General features: G+C 68.5%; 15 protein-coding genes and 1 pseudogene. 8 read left to right on the top strand and 8 right to left on the bottom strand.

Annotation, left to right across the window (positions count from 1 at the left end; genetic code table 11):
- Nucleotides 1-132 (top strand): integrase core domain-containing protein (locus tag CSC76_RS11430; protein ID WP_162110136.1); only part of this gene is annotated, 132 nt, incomplete at its 5' end.
- On the opposite strand, the gene CSC76_RS11425 is transcribed toward CSC76_RS11430, so the two are convergent.
- Genes CSC76_RS11425 through CSC76_RS11410 form a run of 4 tightly spaced genes read right to left on the bottom strand, consistent with a single transcriptional unit; the run spans nt 129 to nt 2,597 of the window.
- A complete protein-coding gene (locus CSC76_RS11425) occupies nt 129-665 on the bottom strand; it encodes a cysteine hydrolase family protein (protein ID WP_162110135.1) in 537 nt (178 codons plus the stop codon). The two genes, CSC76_RS11430 and CSC76_RS11425, sit on opposite strands and share 4 nt — an antisense overlap.
- Nucleotides 666-690: 25 nt before the next feature.
- A complete protein-coding gene (locus CSC76_RS11420) occupies nt 691-1,128 on the bottom strand; it encodes a VOC family protein (RefSeq protein ID WP_162110134.1) in 438 nt (145 codons plus the stop codon).
- Nucleotides 1,129-1,141: 13 nt separating this feature from the next.
- Nucleotides 1,142-1,960: an SDR family oxidoreductase gene (locus CSC76_RS11415; protein ID WP_162110133.1), complete on the bottom strand. Its 819-nt coding sequence runs from the start codon at nt 1,958-1,960 to the stop codon at nt 1,142-1,144.
- Between the two features lie 40 nt (nt 1,961-2,000).
- Entirely contained in the window at nt 2,001-2,597 is a 597-nt protein-coding gene (locus CSC76_RS11410; protein WP_238394946.1) for a protein kinase family protein, read from the bottom strand.
- A 130-nt stretch (nt 2,598-2,727) separates the two neighbouring features.
- On the opposite strand from CSC76_RS11410, the gene CSC76_RS11405 reads away from it, so the two are divergent.
- Nucleotides 2,728-4,734, top strand: a complete 2,007-nt coding sequence (locus CSC76_RS11405; protein WP_162110132.1) for a bifunctional DedA family/phosphatase PAP2 family protein — start codon at nt 2,728-2,730, stop codon at nt 4,732-4,734.
- A gap of 33 nt (nt 4,735-4,767) precedes the next feature.
- Here CSC76_RS11405 and CSC76_RS11400 read toward each other — a convergent pair whose 3' ends face one another.
- From CSC76_RS11400 to CSC76_RS11390, 3 genes are all read right to left on the bottom strand, one after another.
- Nucleotides 4,768-5,343, bottom strand: coding sequence for an LON peptidase substrate-binding domain-containing protein (locus CSC76_RS11400; RefSeq protein WP_238394944.1), 576 nt, complete (start codon nt 5,341-5,343; stop codon nt 4,768-4,770).
- A gap of 9 nt (nt 5,344-5,352) precedes the next feature.
- Nucleotides 5,353-6,711, bottom strand: coding sequence for a UDP-N-acetylmuramate:L-alanyl-gamma-D-glutamyl-meso-diaminopimelate ligase (gene mpl / locus CSC76_RS11395; protein ID WP_425500861.1), 1,359 nt, complete (start codon nt 6,709-6,711; stop codon nt 5,353-5,355).
- A gap of 130 nt (nt 6,712-6,841) precedes the next feature.
- Complete coding sequence (locus tag CSC76_RS11390; protein ID WP_162110131.1) at nt 6,842-7,420, bottom strand: adenylate kinase; 579 nt, start codon at nt 7,418-7,420, stop codon at nt 6,842-6,844.
- A gap of 120 nt (nt 7,421-7,540) precedes the next feature.
- On the opposite strand from CSC76_RS11390, the gene CSC76_RS11385 reads away from it, so the two are divergent.
- From CSC76_RS11385 to CSC76_RS11370, 4 genes are all read left to right on the top strand, one after another.
- Nucleotides 7,541-8,797, top strand: a complete 1,257-nt coding sequence (locus CSC76_RS11385) for a 6-phosphofructokinase (protein WP_162110130.1) — start codon at nt 7,541-7,543, stop codon at nt 8,795-8,797.
- Nucleotides 8,798-8,804: 7 nt separating this feature from the next.
- Nucleotides 8,805-9,197, top strand: a complete 393-nt coding sequence (locus tag CSC76_RS11380; protein ID WP_162110129.1) for a DUF488 domain-containing protein — start codon at nt 8,805-8,807, stop codon at nt 9,195-9,197.
- Nucleotides 9,198-9,388: 191 nt separating this feature from the next.
- A complete protein-coding gene (locus tag CSC76_RS11375) occupies nt 9,389-10,018 on the top strand; it encodes a hypothetical protein (RefSeq protein ID WP_162110128.1) in 630 nt (209 codons plus the stop codon).
- A gap of 5 nt (nt 10,019-10,023) precedes the next feature.
- Nucleotides 10,024-10,533, top strand: coding sequence for a DUF2846 domain-containing protein (locus CSC76_RS11370; protein ID WP_162110127.1), 510 nt, complete (start codon nt 10,024-10,026; stop codon nt 10,531-10,533).
- A 54-nt stretch (nt 10,534-10,587) separates the two neighbouring features.
- On the opposite strand, the gene CSC76_RS11365 is transcribed toward CSC76_RS11370, so the two are convergent.
- The gene (locus CSC76_RS11365; RefSeq protein ID WP_162110126.1) at nt 10,588-11,109 is read right to left on the bottom strand and encodes a hypothetical protein; all 522 of its coding nucleotides are present in this window, start codon (nt 11,107-11,109) and stop codon (nt 10,588-10,590) included.
- 260 nt (nt 11,110-11,369) lie between these two features.
- On the opposite strand from CSC76_RS11365, the pseudogene CSC76_RS11360 reads away from it, so the two are divergent.
- A pseudogene (locus CSC76_RS11360) lies at nt 11,370-13,397 on the top strand (sodium-translocating pyrophosphatase); the annotation flags it as partial.
- 33 nt (nt 13,398-13,430) lie between these two features.
- Nucleotides 13,431-13,793: an OmpA family protein gene (locus tag CSC76_RS19055; protein ID WP_338014953.1), complete on the top strand. Its 363-nt coding sequence runs from the start codon at nt 13,431-13,433 to the stop codon at nt 13,791-13,793.
- Nucleotides 13,794-13,924 lie beyond the last annotated feature (131 nt).

Here is a 13,924-nt window from a genome sequence, read left to right as displayed (position 1 = left end):
TCCGAACAGCGAGCCCACGCGCTGCAGGGCTGGCTTCATCACTACAACTGGCATCGACCACATGCCAGCCTTGGCTACAGGCCACCCATCACCCGAATCCCACTGAACAACGTGGTGGGTTTACACACCTAGGCGGCGAATGCGATCTCACCGGCAGGCAGCGCCCGGATGCTGACGCCGAAGCTGCGGATGGCCGGCAGCGTGGCGTTGTGGTGGGCACGGATCTGCGCGGCATCGGCGTGCGCCTTGTCGTGCGTGGTATGCGCGTCCGCCACCAGCACCACGTGGTAACCATGCGCCGCCGCGCTGCGCGCGGTGGTATCCACGCAGAACTCGGTGGCATACCCGCACAGCACCACGCCTTCCACGCCGCAGAACGACAGCACTTCGTCCAGGCCGGTGCGCAGGAAGGAATCCGGCGTGGCCTTGCGGACGCGGTAGTCGCCCTCGGCCACCTGCAGGCCCGGATGCAGCGCCCAGCCAGGCGACTCGGCTTCCAGGTCGCCCGCGCGCTCATGCTGCACGAACACCACCGGCATGCCGGCCTCGCGCGCCTTCGCCGACAGCGCGTTGATGCGCTCGACCACCGCATCGGCATCGGCCGGCGGCGGCTGCGGTTCGAACAGGCCGCGTTGCACATCGATCACGAGCAGGGCCAGATTCATCTGCACAACTCCTTGCGGGGGCGTGTCACCAGCTTCCCGTATTCGGCATCGAAAGCCAAGGCTCCTGCGGCGGCAGCGCAGTGCCCTTCTGCAGCAGTTCGATGGAGATCAGGTCCGGCGTGCGGACGAAGGCCATGCGGCCGTCGCGCGGGGGCCGGTTGATGGGGATGCCCATCGACTGCAGGTGCGCGCACAGCGCGTAGATGTCGTCCACTTCGAAGGCCAGATGGCCGAAGTTGCGGGCGCTGCCGTAGTCCTCGGGCGGGCTGCCGTCTTCCGGCGGCCAGTTGTACGTCAGCTCGATTTCCGCTTCGGGATTCACCGGTGCGCCGAAATACACCAGCGTGAACCGGCCCTGCGGGCTCTCCATGCGGCGGGTTTCGCGCAGGCCCAGGCCGTCGGTGAGGAAGCGGCCCGTGGCGTCCAGATCGTGGACGCGGATCATGGCGTGCAGGTATTTCATGGTGAGCTCGGGGTCAGTCCAGGAACAGGTCGGGTAGCGGCGATTGCGACGGATCCACGGCATAGCCGGAGAAGTCGGCGACCCCGGCCTCGCGCAGCACGTCCTCGTCGATGAGGAACCGGCCGTGGAAGCCGTGCGCCTCGCGCACCAGCACGGCGTGCGCGGCATCGGCCACGATCTGCGGCGTGCGGCAGCGCGGGATCTCCACGCCGGGAATCATGTTCAGCGCATCGGTGGCGATGATGGTGCGCGGCCACAGCGCGTTCACCGCGACGCCCTGCGGCCCGAACTCACCGGCCAGGCCCAGCGTCACGAAGCTCATGCCCATCTTGGCCAGCGTGTAGCCGGTGTGCAGCGCCCACCACTTCGGGTCCAGCGATGGCGGTGGCGCCAGCGTGAGGATGTGCGGATTGGCGGCCTCCTTCAGGTAGGGCAGGCAGGCCTGCGCGCACAGGAAACTTCCGCGCGCGTTGACCTGCTGCATCAGGTCGAAGCGCTTCATCGGCGTGTCCAGCGCACCCGCCAGCCAGATGGCGCTGGCGTTGTTGACCAGGATGTCGATGCCGCCGAAGGCATCGGCGGTGGCGGCCATCGCCGCCTTCACCTCGTCCTCTTCGCGGATGTCGCACTTCAGCGCCAGGCCGCGGCCGCCTGCGTCGTTGACCGCCTGCGCAGCGGTGTGGATGGTGCCGGGCAGCTTGGGATTGGGCACCGACGACTTGGCGGCGATGGCCACATTGGCACCGTCGCGTGCCGCACGCAGGGCGATGGCCAGGCCGATGCCACGCGAGGCACCGGTGATGAAGAGGGTCTTGCCGGCCAGTGACGTCATGGCGTGCTCCGGAAGGGAATTCGGGTGGATGCGGACGTGCTCACGGCTTCGGCCCCTGCCCTTCGTTGTCTTCCCACTTCAGCACGCGCCGGGTGAGGAAGCGGTACACCGGCTTGCCGGTGCGGAACCAGAGGTCGCGCAGCCAGGAAGTGCGCTTGAGCACGCGCTTCTCGGTGGGGGTGAGGGACGCAGCGCAGTACGTACGCTTGTGCTTGAGCAGATGGCGCAGGTCCTGCCGCGCCAGCAGGCGCATCCAGCGCGAACGCGGATGGCCGCGGGTGGCAAGCTGGAAATCGATGATCGCCGGGCGCCCGTCTTCCAGGACCAGCCAGTTGGCTTCCTTCGCTAGGTCGTTGTGGGCGATGCCGCGGCGATGCAGCTGCTTGAGCAGCCGATGCGCGTTGCGGAAGTAGGTGACGTCCCCGCGCGGCGGCCGCTGGTACATGGCCGCGCCCTCCATGTAGCTGCGGTCCAGGCGGCGTCCGGTCCAGGCCAGCAACTGCGGGACGTCGGCCATCCCGGCGACCTTGCGCAGGGCCAGCGCTTCGCGCCGCGCCAGCCACCAGGCCGGCAGTCGCAGCCACAGCGGCACGTGCGCCAGATCGCGGCGTACGAACGGACCGTCGCCGCCCTGCATCAGCGAGATGCGGCCGAAGCTGTCGGCCTTGAGTGCGGCGATTTCGGAAGGCGGGCGCAGATCCACGCGATCATTCTACCGTCCGCAGGCACGGGGGCGCCGGTCAGCAGGCGCCGCCTATAATCCCGCGATGGAATCCTCCTGGTTCGACAACCTGCTGGCCTGGATCAGCGCGCATCCCGTGGCCGCAGGGCTGGTGATCTTCGCCATCGCCTTCTGCGACGCCGTGATCATCCTGGGCGCCATCGTGCCCGCGCTTCCCCTGCTGTTCGCCGTGGGCGTGCTGATCGGGCTGGGCGAAATCTCGGGGCCTTACGCCGTCGCGTGCGCGACCCTGGGTGCGCTGATAGGCGATGCGAGCAGCTATTGGGTGGGCCACCGCTGGGGCCCGCAACTGCGGACGGTGTGGCCGTTCCGCCGCTATCCGCAATTGCTGGACCGGGGCGAGGTGCTGTTCCGCCGCAATGCATGGAAGAGCATCTTCGTGGCCCGCTTCGTGGGCCCGATCCGACCCTTCGTGCCGGCCGTGGCCGGCATCTCGCGGATGCCGCTGCGCCGCTACGGTACTGCCAGTGCGGTGGCGTGCCTGGCGTGGGCGGTGTCGTTCCTGCTGCCGGGCTGGGTGCTGGGCCATGCCTACGACGCCGTCGCCGCGGTGGCGGGCCGTCTGGCCCTGGTGCTGGGCCTGCTGGTGGCGGTGCTGGCCCTGGCATGGGCGCTGGTGCTGTACACCTATCGGTGGTTCGCGACCCATGCCGATGCGCTGCTCGCGCGCGCACTGGCGTGGTCGCACGCGCACCCGGTGCTGGGCCGCCATACGGCCGCGGTCTTCGATCCTACCCGGCGCGAATCGGTGCCCTTGGCCCTGCTGGCGATCCTGCTGCTGGCCATCGTATGGGTGTGGTTCGCCTTCCTGATCATCGTCATCGGCCATGGCGAGCCGCTGGCGATGGATCTATGGGTGCATGAGCTGATGCGCGCCCTGCGCAATCCGCTGGCCGACCGGCCGCTGGCGGCCCTGGCCTCGCTGGGCGACGAGCAGGTGCTGGCGCCGGTCTCGCTGCTGGTGCTGGCCTACCTGTGCTGGCGCAAGCGCTGGATGGCGGCCGGTCACTGGCTGGCGGCACTGGCGTTCGGCCTGGCCCTGACCGCATGGCTGGGCGCGTCGGTGGACATTCCCAAGCCGCCGTCGGTGAGCAGTGGCTTCGGCTTTCCGTCGATCGCGGTAACCATGTCCACCATCATCTTCGGTTTCTTCGCGGTGCTGATCGCACGCGAACTGCCGGGACGCACGCGGGTGTGGCCCTACCTGGTCTCCGGCATCGTCGTGGCGTTGATCGGCTTCGCGCGGCTCTACCTGGGCGCGCACTGGCTCAGCGACGTGATCGGCGGCATGTTGTTCGGCCTGGTATGGCTGCTGGTGCTGGGCATCGCCTACCGCCGCCGCATGGTGCGGTCGTTCTGGATCAAGCCGATCGCCTGGCTCTTCTACGGCAGCTTCGTGCTGGCGGGCCTGTGGCACGCGCCACGCAACGTGGAACGCATGCTGGCGCAGTTCCAGGCACCGGTCATCGAGCGCAGCGTCGCCCTGCAGGACTGGTGGACGCAGGGCTGGCAGTCGCTGCCCGCGCGCCGCAACGAGTTCGACGACGAACAGCGCTGGCCGCTGGATGTGCAGGTCGCCGGGCCGCTGGCGCCATTGAAGACCAGCCTGGCCGCCGACGGATGGCGTGAACAGCCGCAGGCCGGCTGGGAAGAGGCCCTGAACCTGCTCGACAGCGACCTGCCCGACGATCAGCAACCCGTGCTCCCCGCCACGCTCGACACGCGCGCCGAAAGCCTGCTGATGGTGCGAAAGGGCGACCAGCCCGGCGAAGTGTTCGTGCTGCGCCTGTGGCCGGCCGACACGCGCCTGCTGCCCGGCGACGTGCCGCTGTGGATCGGCAGCGCCCAGGTGCTGCAGCAGCAGCGTGCGTTCAATCTGGTCCGCCTGTGGCGGCCCCTGCGCGAAGCGCGCACGGCGCTGGATGCGGTGACGCGGGCCACGGCGGGACTCGACCATGCGATCGCACCTCACCCCGCGTCGGGGCTGCCGGTGCTGCGGGTCTGCACTGCAGACGGCCCTGCCCTGCCCTGACTCAGCAGGCAGGTTTTCGCAGGAGGGACGGCGTCAGTCGATCCACTCCAGCAGGCGCTGCAGCCGGGCATGCACGTCGTCTTCCTGCAGGAGGGAGACGCGCTGCTCGGGCGTGATCGGCAGTACCTGGGCCAGGCGCCATCCCACCCAGCCCGCGTGTTCGAAGACCCGCGGCGGCAGTTTGGCCAGGTCGGTGCCCACCTTCTCCATCATGGTCTGCAGCAGGGTGCCCAGCAGTGCGTGCTCGGGACGGATTTCCCCGTCCTCGTCGGCGCACCGCCATTCCACGTCCGCCATCACCAGCCCGTTGTCGCGCACACGCGTGCGGACCACGTGGAAACGCCGGTGGCCGCGCACGCGCAGCGACAGCAGCCCGTCCTCGCCCAGGTCGAAGTTCTCGATGCGCGCTTCGACGCCGTAGGCCGCTGGTATCGCGGGCGCCCCCGTTTCGTCGCCCTCCAGGATCAGGCAGACGCCGAACCCGCTTGCGGAACGCCCGCAGTCGCGTACCAGGTCCAGGTAGCGCCGTTCGAAGATGCGCAGATCCATTGCCGCCCCCGGCAGCAACACCTCGTGCAGGGGGAACAGCGGCAGGGATTCGTACGCCACGCCGGCCACTCAGCCTGGCAGCGCCGCCAGGAACCGCCGCGGCGCGCCGTCGAAGCCGCCATTGGACATGAACACCACATGGTCGCCGGGGCGCGCCTGCGTCTTCAGCGCCGCGATCAACGCATCCGCATCGGGCACCGTACGTGCGTCGCCACGGATGGCGGCGACGATCCTGCCGGCATCCCATGCGAGTTCCGGTCGGTGCAGGAAGACGACTACGTCCGCGATGTCCAGCGACGGCGCCAGCGCATCGGCATGTGCGCCCGAGCGCATCGAATTGCTGCGCGGCTCCATCGCCACCAGGATGCGCGCCTCGCCGACGCGCGCACGCAGGCCTTCCAGCGTGGTGTGGATGGCGGTGGGATGGTGGGCGAAATCGTCGTAGACGGTGATGCCGTCGTGCTGGCCGATCACTTCCAGCCGCCGCTTCACGCTGCGGAACGCCGCCAATGCCGGCAGCACGGTGGCAACGTCCACGCCGACCGCATGGCACGCGGCCAGCGCGGCCAGGCCGTTGAGCACGTTGTGACGGCCCAGCATCGGCCAGTGCACCTCGCCGATCTCGGTGCCGTGGTGGCGCACCGCGAAGGCGCTGCCGTCCTCACGGATCAGCCGTGCGCTCCAGTCCAGCGACGGATCGAAGCCGAAGCGTTCCACCGGCGTCCAGCAGCCCATCGCGAGCACTTCGGCCAGGCGGGCGTCCTCGCCATTGACGATCAGGCGGCCACGGCGCGGTACGGTGCGCACCAGGTGATGGAACTGGCGCTGGATCGCGGCCACGTCCGGGAAGATGTCGGCGTGGTCGTATTCCAGATTGTTGAGGATGGCGACCAGCGGGCGGTAGTGGACGAACTTGCTGCGCTTGTCGAAGAAGGCGGTGTCGTACTCGTCGGCCTCGACCACGAACTCGCGGCCGCCGCCGATGCGCGCGGATACGCCGAAGTCCTCGGCCACGCCGCCGATCAGGAAACCCGGCGAACGGCCGGCGGCTTCCAGCAGGTAGGTCAGGATGGTCGTGGTGGTCGTCTTGCCGTGCGTGCCGGCCACGGCCAGCGTGTCGCGTCCCGGCAGCACGCGCTCGGACAGCCACTGCGCGCCGGAGATGTAGCGCCGGCCCTGGTCCAGTACGGCCTCGACCGCGGGATTCCCGCGCGACAGCGCGTTGCCGATGACGATCTCGTCGCAGTCAGGTGCGATGTTCTGCGGCTGGTAACCCTGCGCCAGCGCGATGCCGAGCGTCTCCAGCTGGGTGGACATGGGCGGATAGATGGCCTGGTCGCTGCCTTCGACCGTGTGGCCGAGTTCGCGGGCCAGGGCGGCCACGCCCCCCATGAAGGTGCCGGCGATGCCGAGGATGTGGATCTTCAAGACGGGAATTCCGGAATGACTGCGCAGACTTTAGCCGAGCCGATGGGCTTCGGCACGCGTCGTGGCATGTCAGAAACACGAAGCCCCGCGAATGCGGGGCTTCGGAGCACGATGGACCTGCCGCGCAGGCTCAGCCCACTTCCTTGGCCGGCGCCAGCGCCTCGGTGATGCGGGTGAAAACCTCGTCCAACGAGCCCACGCCGTCCACGACGGTCAGTTCGCCCTGCTTACGGTAGAAATCGATCACCGGCGCAGTCTGGTCGGTATAGACCTGCAGGCGCTTGCGGACCGATTCCGGATTGTCGTCCGCACGGCCCTCGGCCTGGGCGCGGCCGGCGATGCGCTCGACCAGCAGTTCGGTGGGCACTTCCAGCTGCACGGCGAAGTCGAACTTCTGCCCCAGCTTGGCCAGCAGTTCGCCCAGCGCCGCGGCCTGCACCAGGTTGCGCGGGTAGCCGTCGAGGATGAAGCCGGCCTTCGTGTCGTCGCGCGAGAAGCGGTCCTCCAGCATGCCCAGCAGGATGTCGTCGCTGACCAGCTCGCCCCGCGCCATCACTTCCTTGGCCTGCAGGCCCAGCGGACTGCCGGCGGCCACTTCGGCGCGCAGCAGGTCGCCGGTGGAGATGTGCGGTACCTGCAGGTAGTCCTTCAGGCGCGCTGCCTGGGTGCCCTTGCCCGACCCGGGTGGGCCCAGTAGAACCAATCGCATGCTGTCACTCCCAAACTGGAATCCTGCGGGCGGTGAATCGCGCCTGGCGCCGGGCGCCGCGCTGCACCGCGTCATCTGTGTGAAGCTTACCGCATCCTCGCACCCCGGAACGAACCCCACATGGCCTCTGGCCCCCTACTTTATGCGCAGTCCGGCGGTGTCACCGCCGTCATCAACGCCTCTGCGTCCGCCGTCATTACCGAAGCGCGGGCCCGGAAAATCAAGGTCTTGGCCGCACGCAACGGCATCCTCGGCGCCCTGCGCGAGGACCTGATCGACACCAGCAAGGAATCGGCCGCCGCCATCCGCGCCCTGGCCCATACGCCGGGCGGCGCCTTCGGCAGCTGCCGGGTCAAGCTGAAATCGCTGGAGGCCGACCGGGCCAAGTACGAGCGCCTGCTGGCGGTGCTGAAAGCGCACGACGTGCGGTACTTCCTCTACAACGGCGGCAACGATTCGGCCGACACCGCGTGGAAGGTCTCGCAGCTGGCGCAGGCGTTCGACTACCCGCTGACCTGCATCGGCGTGCCGAAGACGGTGGACAACGATCTGGCCGTCACCGACACCTGCCCAGGCTTCGGCTCGGCGGCCAAGTACACGGCCGTCTCCGTGCGCGAGGCCGCGCTGGACGTGGCCGCGATGGCGGAAACCTCCACCAAGGGCTTCGTCTACGAAGCCATGGGCCGGCATGCCGGCTGGCTGGCCGCAGCCGCCGGGCTGGCCGGGCAGTCGCCGGACGACGCCCCGCACATCATCCTGTTCCCCGAGCGCGCCTACGACGAGGCGCAGTTCCTGGCGCAGGTGAAGAAGGTCGTCGACCGCGTGGGCTGGTGTGTGGTGGTGGCCAGCGAAGGCATCCAGCATGCCGACGGCCGCTTCGTCGCCGATGCCGGCGGCGGCAAGGATTCGTTCGGCCACACCCAACTGGGTGGCGTGGCCTCGTATCTTGCCGGCCGGGTGAAGGACCAGCTGGGCCTGAAGGTGCACTGGACCCTGCCCGACTACCTGCAGCGCTCGGCACGCCACATCGCCTCGAAGACGGACTGGGAGCAGGCGCAGGCGGTCGGCAAGGCGGCGGTGCAGTTCGCGCTGAAGGGACAGAACGCGGTGATGCCGGTGATCGTGCGCACCTCCGACGCGCCATTCCGCTGGAAGATCGAAGCCGCGCCCCTGTCGAAGGTGGCGAACCACGAGAAGAAATTCCCGCCCGGTTTCATCCGCAAGGACGGTTACGGCATCACCGACAAGGCGCGCACCTACCTGCAGCCGCTGATCCGCGGCGAAGCCTACCCACCATACGGCACCGATGGCCTGCCGAAGTACGTGGCGTTGAAGAACGTGGCGGTGAAGAAGAAGTTGCCCGCCTGGGAGGGGTGACCGCGCGATGGCCATCCGGATCGTCCGCCTCGGCAGTCCGCGCGCCAGGGACGAAGGCCTGCGCATCGGCACCGTGCGCAGGCCGCCACGCGGCGTCCCGAAATCCGAGTTCGCCTCTCAGGACTGGTATGACGTCTGGTATCCCAACCTGGCACCGAGCGCCGACCTGGTGAAGGAGGCGCAGGAGGCCGCCACGCCCAAGGCATGGGCCGCCTTCTTGAAGAAGTACCGTGCCGAAATGGGCAAGCCCGAGAACGCGCGAACGCTGGACCTGCTGGCGGCGCTGTCGCATGGCAGCGATTTCTCGGTGGGTTGTTATTGCGAGGACGAGTCGCATTGCCACCGGTCCGTGCTCCGCACGCTGTTGTCCGAACGCGGCGCCAACCTCGTCGCAGGGTGAATTCGGGCAACGGTCCGGGGCCTGCGGTGGTGCCAGCATGGAAGCGTCGCCACATCGCCACGAGCCGCCGACGTTCCGCGAAAGATTGGCCGATTCCCCCGCTTGGCGGCGAGCGGACCTTGCGCTAGCGTGAGCGGCAAGGGGGGAATATGCGGACACCATGGAAGTGCGCGGGCACGGGCCTGCTGGTCATGCTGTGCGCCTGGTCGAGCGCTGCACAGGAAGCTCCGGCAACGGATGCGGCACCGCCGCTGCCCGTCGTCGCCGACAGCGCGGCTCCGCCGACAACCTGCTGCGTACTCCCGGACGGGACGCCGCTGGTGCTCGAGATCCTCGACCCCATCAGCTCGGCACGCGTCAAGCGCGGCGACATGTTCCGTCTCCGCCTGAAGGAGCCGGTGACGTTCGACGGCGTGACCGTTCTGACGGCCGGCATCGAAGGCGTGGGCGAGATCGTCCACGCGGAACCGTCGCGCGGCGGCGGGAAGCCGGGCGAACTGATCCTGGCCGCGCGACGCCTGCAGGTGGGCGACCGCACCCTGCGACTGCGCGGCTTCAAGCTCGGCGGTGCGGGACGCGACACCAGCGGCGTCGCCCTCGGTGTCGCCCTGGGCATCGGTCCGTTCGCGCACTTCATCCACGGCAAGGAAATCGAGATTCCGGCATTGACGGCTGCGACCGCCAAGCTGGCCGAACCTTTCCCGCTCGACACGCCCGAGTCCGTACCCGATCCACTCGCGGCCGATCCAACCACATCGGTAACCGCGGCGCCGGATCTGTCTTCCCCTTCCGCTACCCCACCACCCGACCATCAGGAGTAAGCCGCATGCGCCACCCGCTGAACCGTTCACTGCTCTGTCTCGCCCTGCTGCTGCCGATCGCCGCCGTCCAGGCGCAGGATCCGGCCACCGCCACGCCCGCGCCTGCGGAATCCGCTACCGCGGAACCGGCGACGGAAGCCGCCAGCGCACCGGCGCCGGCTGCCGGCAACAGCCTGGTCGGCGCGCCTGCGGAGGGGATGGGACAGGTCGTGTTTTTCCGCGAGAAGAAGTTCACTGGCGCCGCCATCAAGTACAAGGTCCGCGAAGGCGAGACCGAACTGGGCAAGCTCGGCAGCGGCACGTACTTCGTCGCCTCCGTCGCGCCGGGCACGCACCAGTACACGGTGCACTCCGAGGCCAAGGACGTGCTGACGCTGGAAGTGGAAGCCGGCGAGACCTACTACGTGCAGGGCTCGATCACCATGGGCTTCATGGCGGGCCGACCGAATCTTTCACCATCCGACGAGTCCGTGTTCAACGCCATGGCGGACGATCTCAAGCCCGCGAAGAAGTAACGCCGGGCCACGATGCATCGCGGCGGCGGCTCCCTTGCGGGGCCGCCGCCGTTTTCATTTGCAGGCGTTGCCTTCCACACCCAGCTTCGCGGCGAACAGCGTCAGCGATGGCGCCTGCGCGGCGGTACCGGCCTGCTGTTTCGCGTCCTGCAGATAGATGCGCGACTGGCCCTGGCCATCGAGCGGCGGCGGCGCGGCGCTGCCGGGCTTGCGCCAGACGCGCACGACCGCCTGCTGCGAAGGACACGCCGCGTTCGGTACGCGGATCACGTCGTTGAGCTTCCAGCCCGCCGCGACGGAGGGCTTCGCCTGGTCGAAGTCCATGAAGCGAGCACGCGGCTGGCACTGCGGGCTGGTGCGCACGGACGCGTAGCGATAGGGCTGTGCAGCATCACCGGTGAAGGCGCCTTCCAGCCGTGCGCAGGCCTCGGGGATCTGTCGCAGCGTATGCACGGTCCCCACCGCCTGTGGCGTGGCGGCGGGACGTTCGATCTCGGGCTTCGGATCGGACGCCCACGCGGGCGCTGCGATGGCCAGGCAGGCGGCGAGCAACGGACGTGCGACGGTAGGACGCATGGCAACTCCTTGAAACGGATACGGAAACGCGATCGGGGCCGCAAGGCTGGCACGGAATGGCTGAACCGGTCCGTCACCGCTGGCGGCCCGCAGCGCATCGGGTCATACTCGGGCCAGCTCCAGGGATGTCTGAACAAGGGTTTCGTGCTGCAGTCCATCGCAGCGGTCGAGTGCGCTCAATCGTTCAACAGGCTCCACCGGGATTGGGTTGCGTGTTCATGCGTTCTGCTGGACGACATCCATCAACCTTGGGAGGGGTCATGCTGGAACAACACGGTTTGACGCTGGCGCTGATCTGCGCCGGCGTGGCGATCATCTACGGCGTGGTGGCGGCGCGCTGGATCATGAAACAGCCCGCGGGCAACGCCCGCATGCAGGACATCGCGGCGGCCGTGCAGGAAGGCGCCAGCGCCTACCTCAACCGCCAGTACACCACCATCGGCGTCGCCGGCATCGTGCTGCTGGTGCTGATCGGCTTTTTCGTGTCCTGGGCCAGCGCCATCGGCTTCCTGATCGGCGCGGTGCTGTCGGGCGCCGCCGGCTACATCGGCATGAATGTCTCGGTGCGTGCCAACGTGCGCACCGCCGAGGCGGCGAACAAGGGCATGAGCGCGGCGATGGACGTCGCCTTCAAGGGCGGCGCCATCACCGGCATGTTGGTGGTCGGCCTGGGCCTGCTGGGCGTGGCCGGTTATTTCGCCGTGCTCCACCTGCACATGGGCTACACGGAAGCCGACGCGCTGCACGCGCTGGTCGGGCTGGCGTTCGGCTCGTCGCTGATCTCGATCTTCGCCCGGCTGGGCGGCGGCATCTTCACCAAGGGCGCCGACGTCGGCGCGGACCTGGTAGGCAAGGTGGAAGCGGGCATTCCCGAGGACGATCCGCGCAACCCGGCGGTGATCGCCGACAACGTGGGCGACAACGTGGGCGACTGCGCCGGCATGGCGGCCGACCTGTTCGAAACCTATGCGGTCACCATCATCGCGACCATGCTGCTGGGCAGCCTGATGGCCGCGCAGGCCGGCGAACATGCGGTGCTCTACCCGCTGGTGCTCGGCGGGGTGTCGATCATCGCGTCGATCATCGGAGCGATGTTCGTCAGGGTGAAGGGCGGCGGTTCGATCATGGGCGCGCTGTACAAGGGCGTGATCGTGTCGGCGGTGCTGGCGGCCATCGCGTTCTATCCGATCACCACGCAGCTGATGGCGGATTCGTCGTACGGGGCGCTGAACCTGTACTTCTGCGCGCTGGTCGGCCTGGTACTGACCGGCGTGATCGTGTGGATCACCGAGTACTACACCGGCACCCAGTACGCACCGGTCAAGCATGTCGCCGCGGCGTCGACCACAGGCCACGGCACCAACATCATCGCCGGCCTGGGCGTGTCGATGCGGTCGACCGCCTGGCCGGTGGTGGCGGTGTGCATCGCGATCCTCGGTGCGTACGCGCTGGGTGGCCTGTACGGCATCGCCATCGCCGCGACGGCGATGCTGTCGATGGCCGGCATGATCGTGGCACTGGATGCGTACGGCCCGATCACCGACAACGCCGGCGGCATCGCGGAGATGGCGGAACTGCCGCCGGAGATCCGCAACATCACCGATCCGCTGGACGCCGTCGGCAACACCACCAAGGCGGTGACCAAGGGCTATGCGATCGGCTCCGCCGCGCTGGCCGCGCTGGTGTTGTTCGCCGACTACACGCACAACCTGCAGACGGCGCATCCCGGCACGCTTTTCACCTTCGACCTGTCGAATCATCTGGTGATCGTCGGCCTGCTGATCGGCGGCCTGATCCCGTACCTGTTCGGCGCGATGGCGATGGAAGCGGTCGGCCGCGCCGCGGGCAGCGTGGTGGAGGAAGTGCGCCGGCAGTTCCGCGAGATTCCCGGCATCATGGCCGGCACCGCCAAGCCGGATTACAGCCGCGCGGTCGACATGCTGACCAAGTCGGCGATCAAGGAGATGGTCGTGCCTTCGCTGCTGCCGGTGGTTGTGCCGATCATCGTCGGCCTGCTGCTGGGTCCGCAGGCGCTGGGCGGGCTGCTGATCGGCACCATCGTCACCGGCCTGTTCGTGGCCATCTCGATGACCACCGGCGGCGGCGCATGGGACAACGCCAAGAAGTACATCGAGGACGGCCACCACGGCGGCAAGGGCAGCGAGGCGCACAAGGCCGCAGTCACCGGCGACACCGTCGGCGATCCGTACAAGGACACGGCAGGCCCGGCGATCAACCCGCTGATCAAGATCATCAACATCGTCGCGCTGCTGCTGGTGCCGGTGCTGCCGGTGAATGGCTGGCTGGGCAGCGCCACTTCGATGGAGGCGTCCGCGCATGCGGTTCCGATGGCGGCCGCCGACGTCGTGGACGGACGCAGCGCGCGCATCCTGTTCGACAGCGGCTCGGCTGTGGTGCCGGCCGACACCAGTGCGCGCCTTTCAGGCGTGCTGGGCACCTTGAGCGCCGATCCGGGCAAGCGAGTGCGCGTCTCCGGCTTCCACGATGCCAGCGGCGATGCCGCCGCGAACGAAGCATTGGCGAAGCAGCGCGCCGAAGCCATCCAGCAATGGCTGGTGGTCAATGGCGTGGCGGCCGATCGCATCACGCTGGACAAGCCGGCGCAGACCACCGGCAGCGGCGATGCCGACGAAGCGCGACGCGTGGACGTGCTGGTGGAATAAGCGCACGCGCAATGCTTCAGAAGAAGGGCGGCCAATGGCCGCCCTTCTTTTTGCGTTTCTGTAGGAGCGACGGGAGTCGTGACCGCACGCCATCCTCATACGGAAGCCTCGCCCCTATATGAGCGGGAAAG

The organism is Pseudoxanthomonas mexicana, from assembly GCF_010093385.1.
Taxonomy (GTDB): Bacteria; Pseudomonadota; Gammaproteobacteria; order Xanthomonadales; family Xanthomonadaceae; genus Pseudoxanthomonas_A; species Pseudoxanthomonas_A mexicana.
The sequence above is the reverse complement of the archived record's forward strand: the minus strand, read 5'-3'. Positions and strand labels throughout refer to the sequence as shown.

Excerpts from the sequence above, each read along its gene's own strand:
- CSC76_RS11390 (WP_162110131.1), bottom strand. The coding sequence starts at position 7,420 with ATGCGATTGGTTCTACTGGGCCCACCCGGGTCGGGCAAGGGCACCCAG.
- CSC76_RS11370 (WP_162110127.1), top strand. The coding sequence starts at position 10,024 with ATGCGCCACCCGCTGAACCGTTCACTGCTCTGTCTCGCCCTGCTGCTG.
- CSC76_RS11380 (WP_162110129.1), top strand. The coding sequence starts at position 8,805 with ATGGCCATCCGGATCGTCCGCCTCGGCAGTCCGCGCGCCAGGGACGAA.
- CSC76_RS11425 (WP_162110135.1), bottom strand. The coding sequence starts at position 665 with ATGAATCTGGCCCTGCTCGTGATCGATGTGCAACGCGGCCTGTTCGAA.
- CSC76_RS11415 (WP_162110133.1), bottom strand. The coding sequence starts at position 1,960 with ATGACGTCACTGGCCGGCAAGACCCTCTTCATCACCGGTGCCTCGCGT.
- CSC76_RS11405 (WP_162110132.1), top strand. The coding sequence starts at position 2,728 with ATGGAATCCTCCTGGTTCGACAACCTGCTGGCCTGGATCAGCGCGCAT.
- CSC76_RS11365 (WP_162110126.1), bottom strand. The coding sequence starts at position 11,109 with ATGCGTCCTACCGTCGCACGTCCGTTGCTCGCCGCCTGCCTGGCCATC.
- CSC76_RS11385 (WP_162110130.1), top strand. The coding sequence starts at position 7,541 with ATGGCCTCTGGCCCCCTACTTTATGCGCAGTCCGGCGGTGTCACCGCC.
- CSC76_RS19055 (WP_338014953.1), top strand. The coding sequence starts at position 13,431 with ATGGAGGCGTCCGCGCATGCGGTTCCGATGGCGGCCGCCGACGTCGTG.
- CSC76_RS11420 (WP_162110134.1), bottom strand. The coding sequence starts at position 1,128 with ATGAAATACCTGCACGCCATGATCCGCGTCCACGATCTGGACGCCACG.
- CSC76_RS11410 (WP_238394946.1), bottom strand. The coding sequence starts at position 2,597 with ATGCAGGGCGGCGACGGTCCGTTCGTACGCCGCGATCTGGCGCACGTG.
- CSC76_RS11375 (WP_162110128.1), top strand. The coding sequence starts at position 9,389 with ATGCTGTGCGCCTGGTCGAGCGCTGCACAGGAAGCTCCGGCAACGGAT.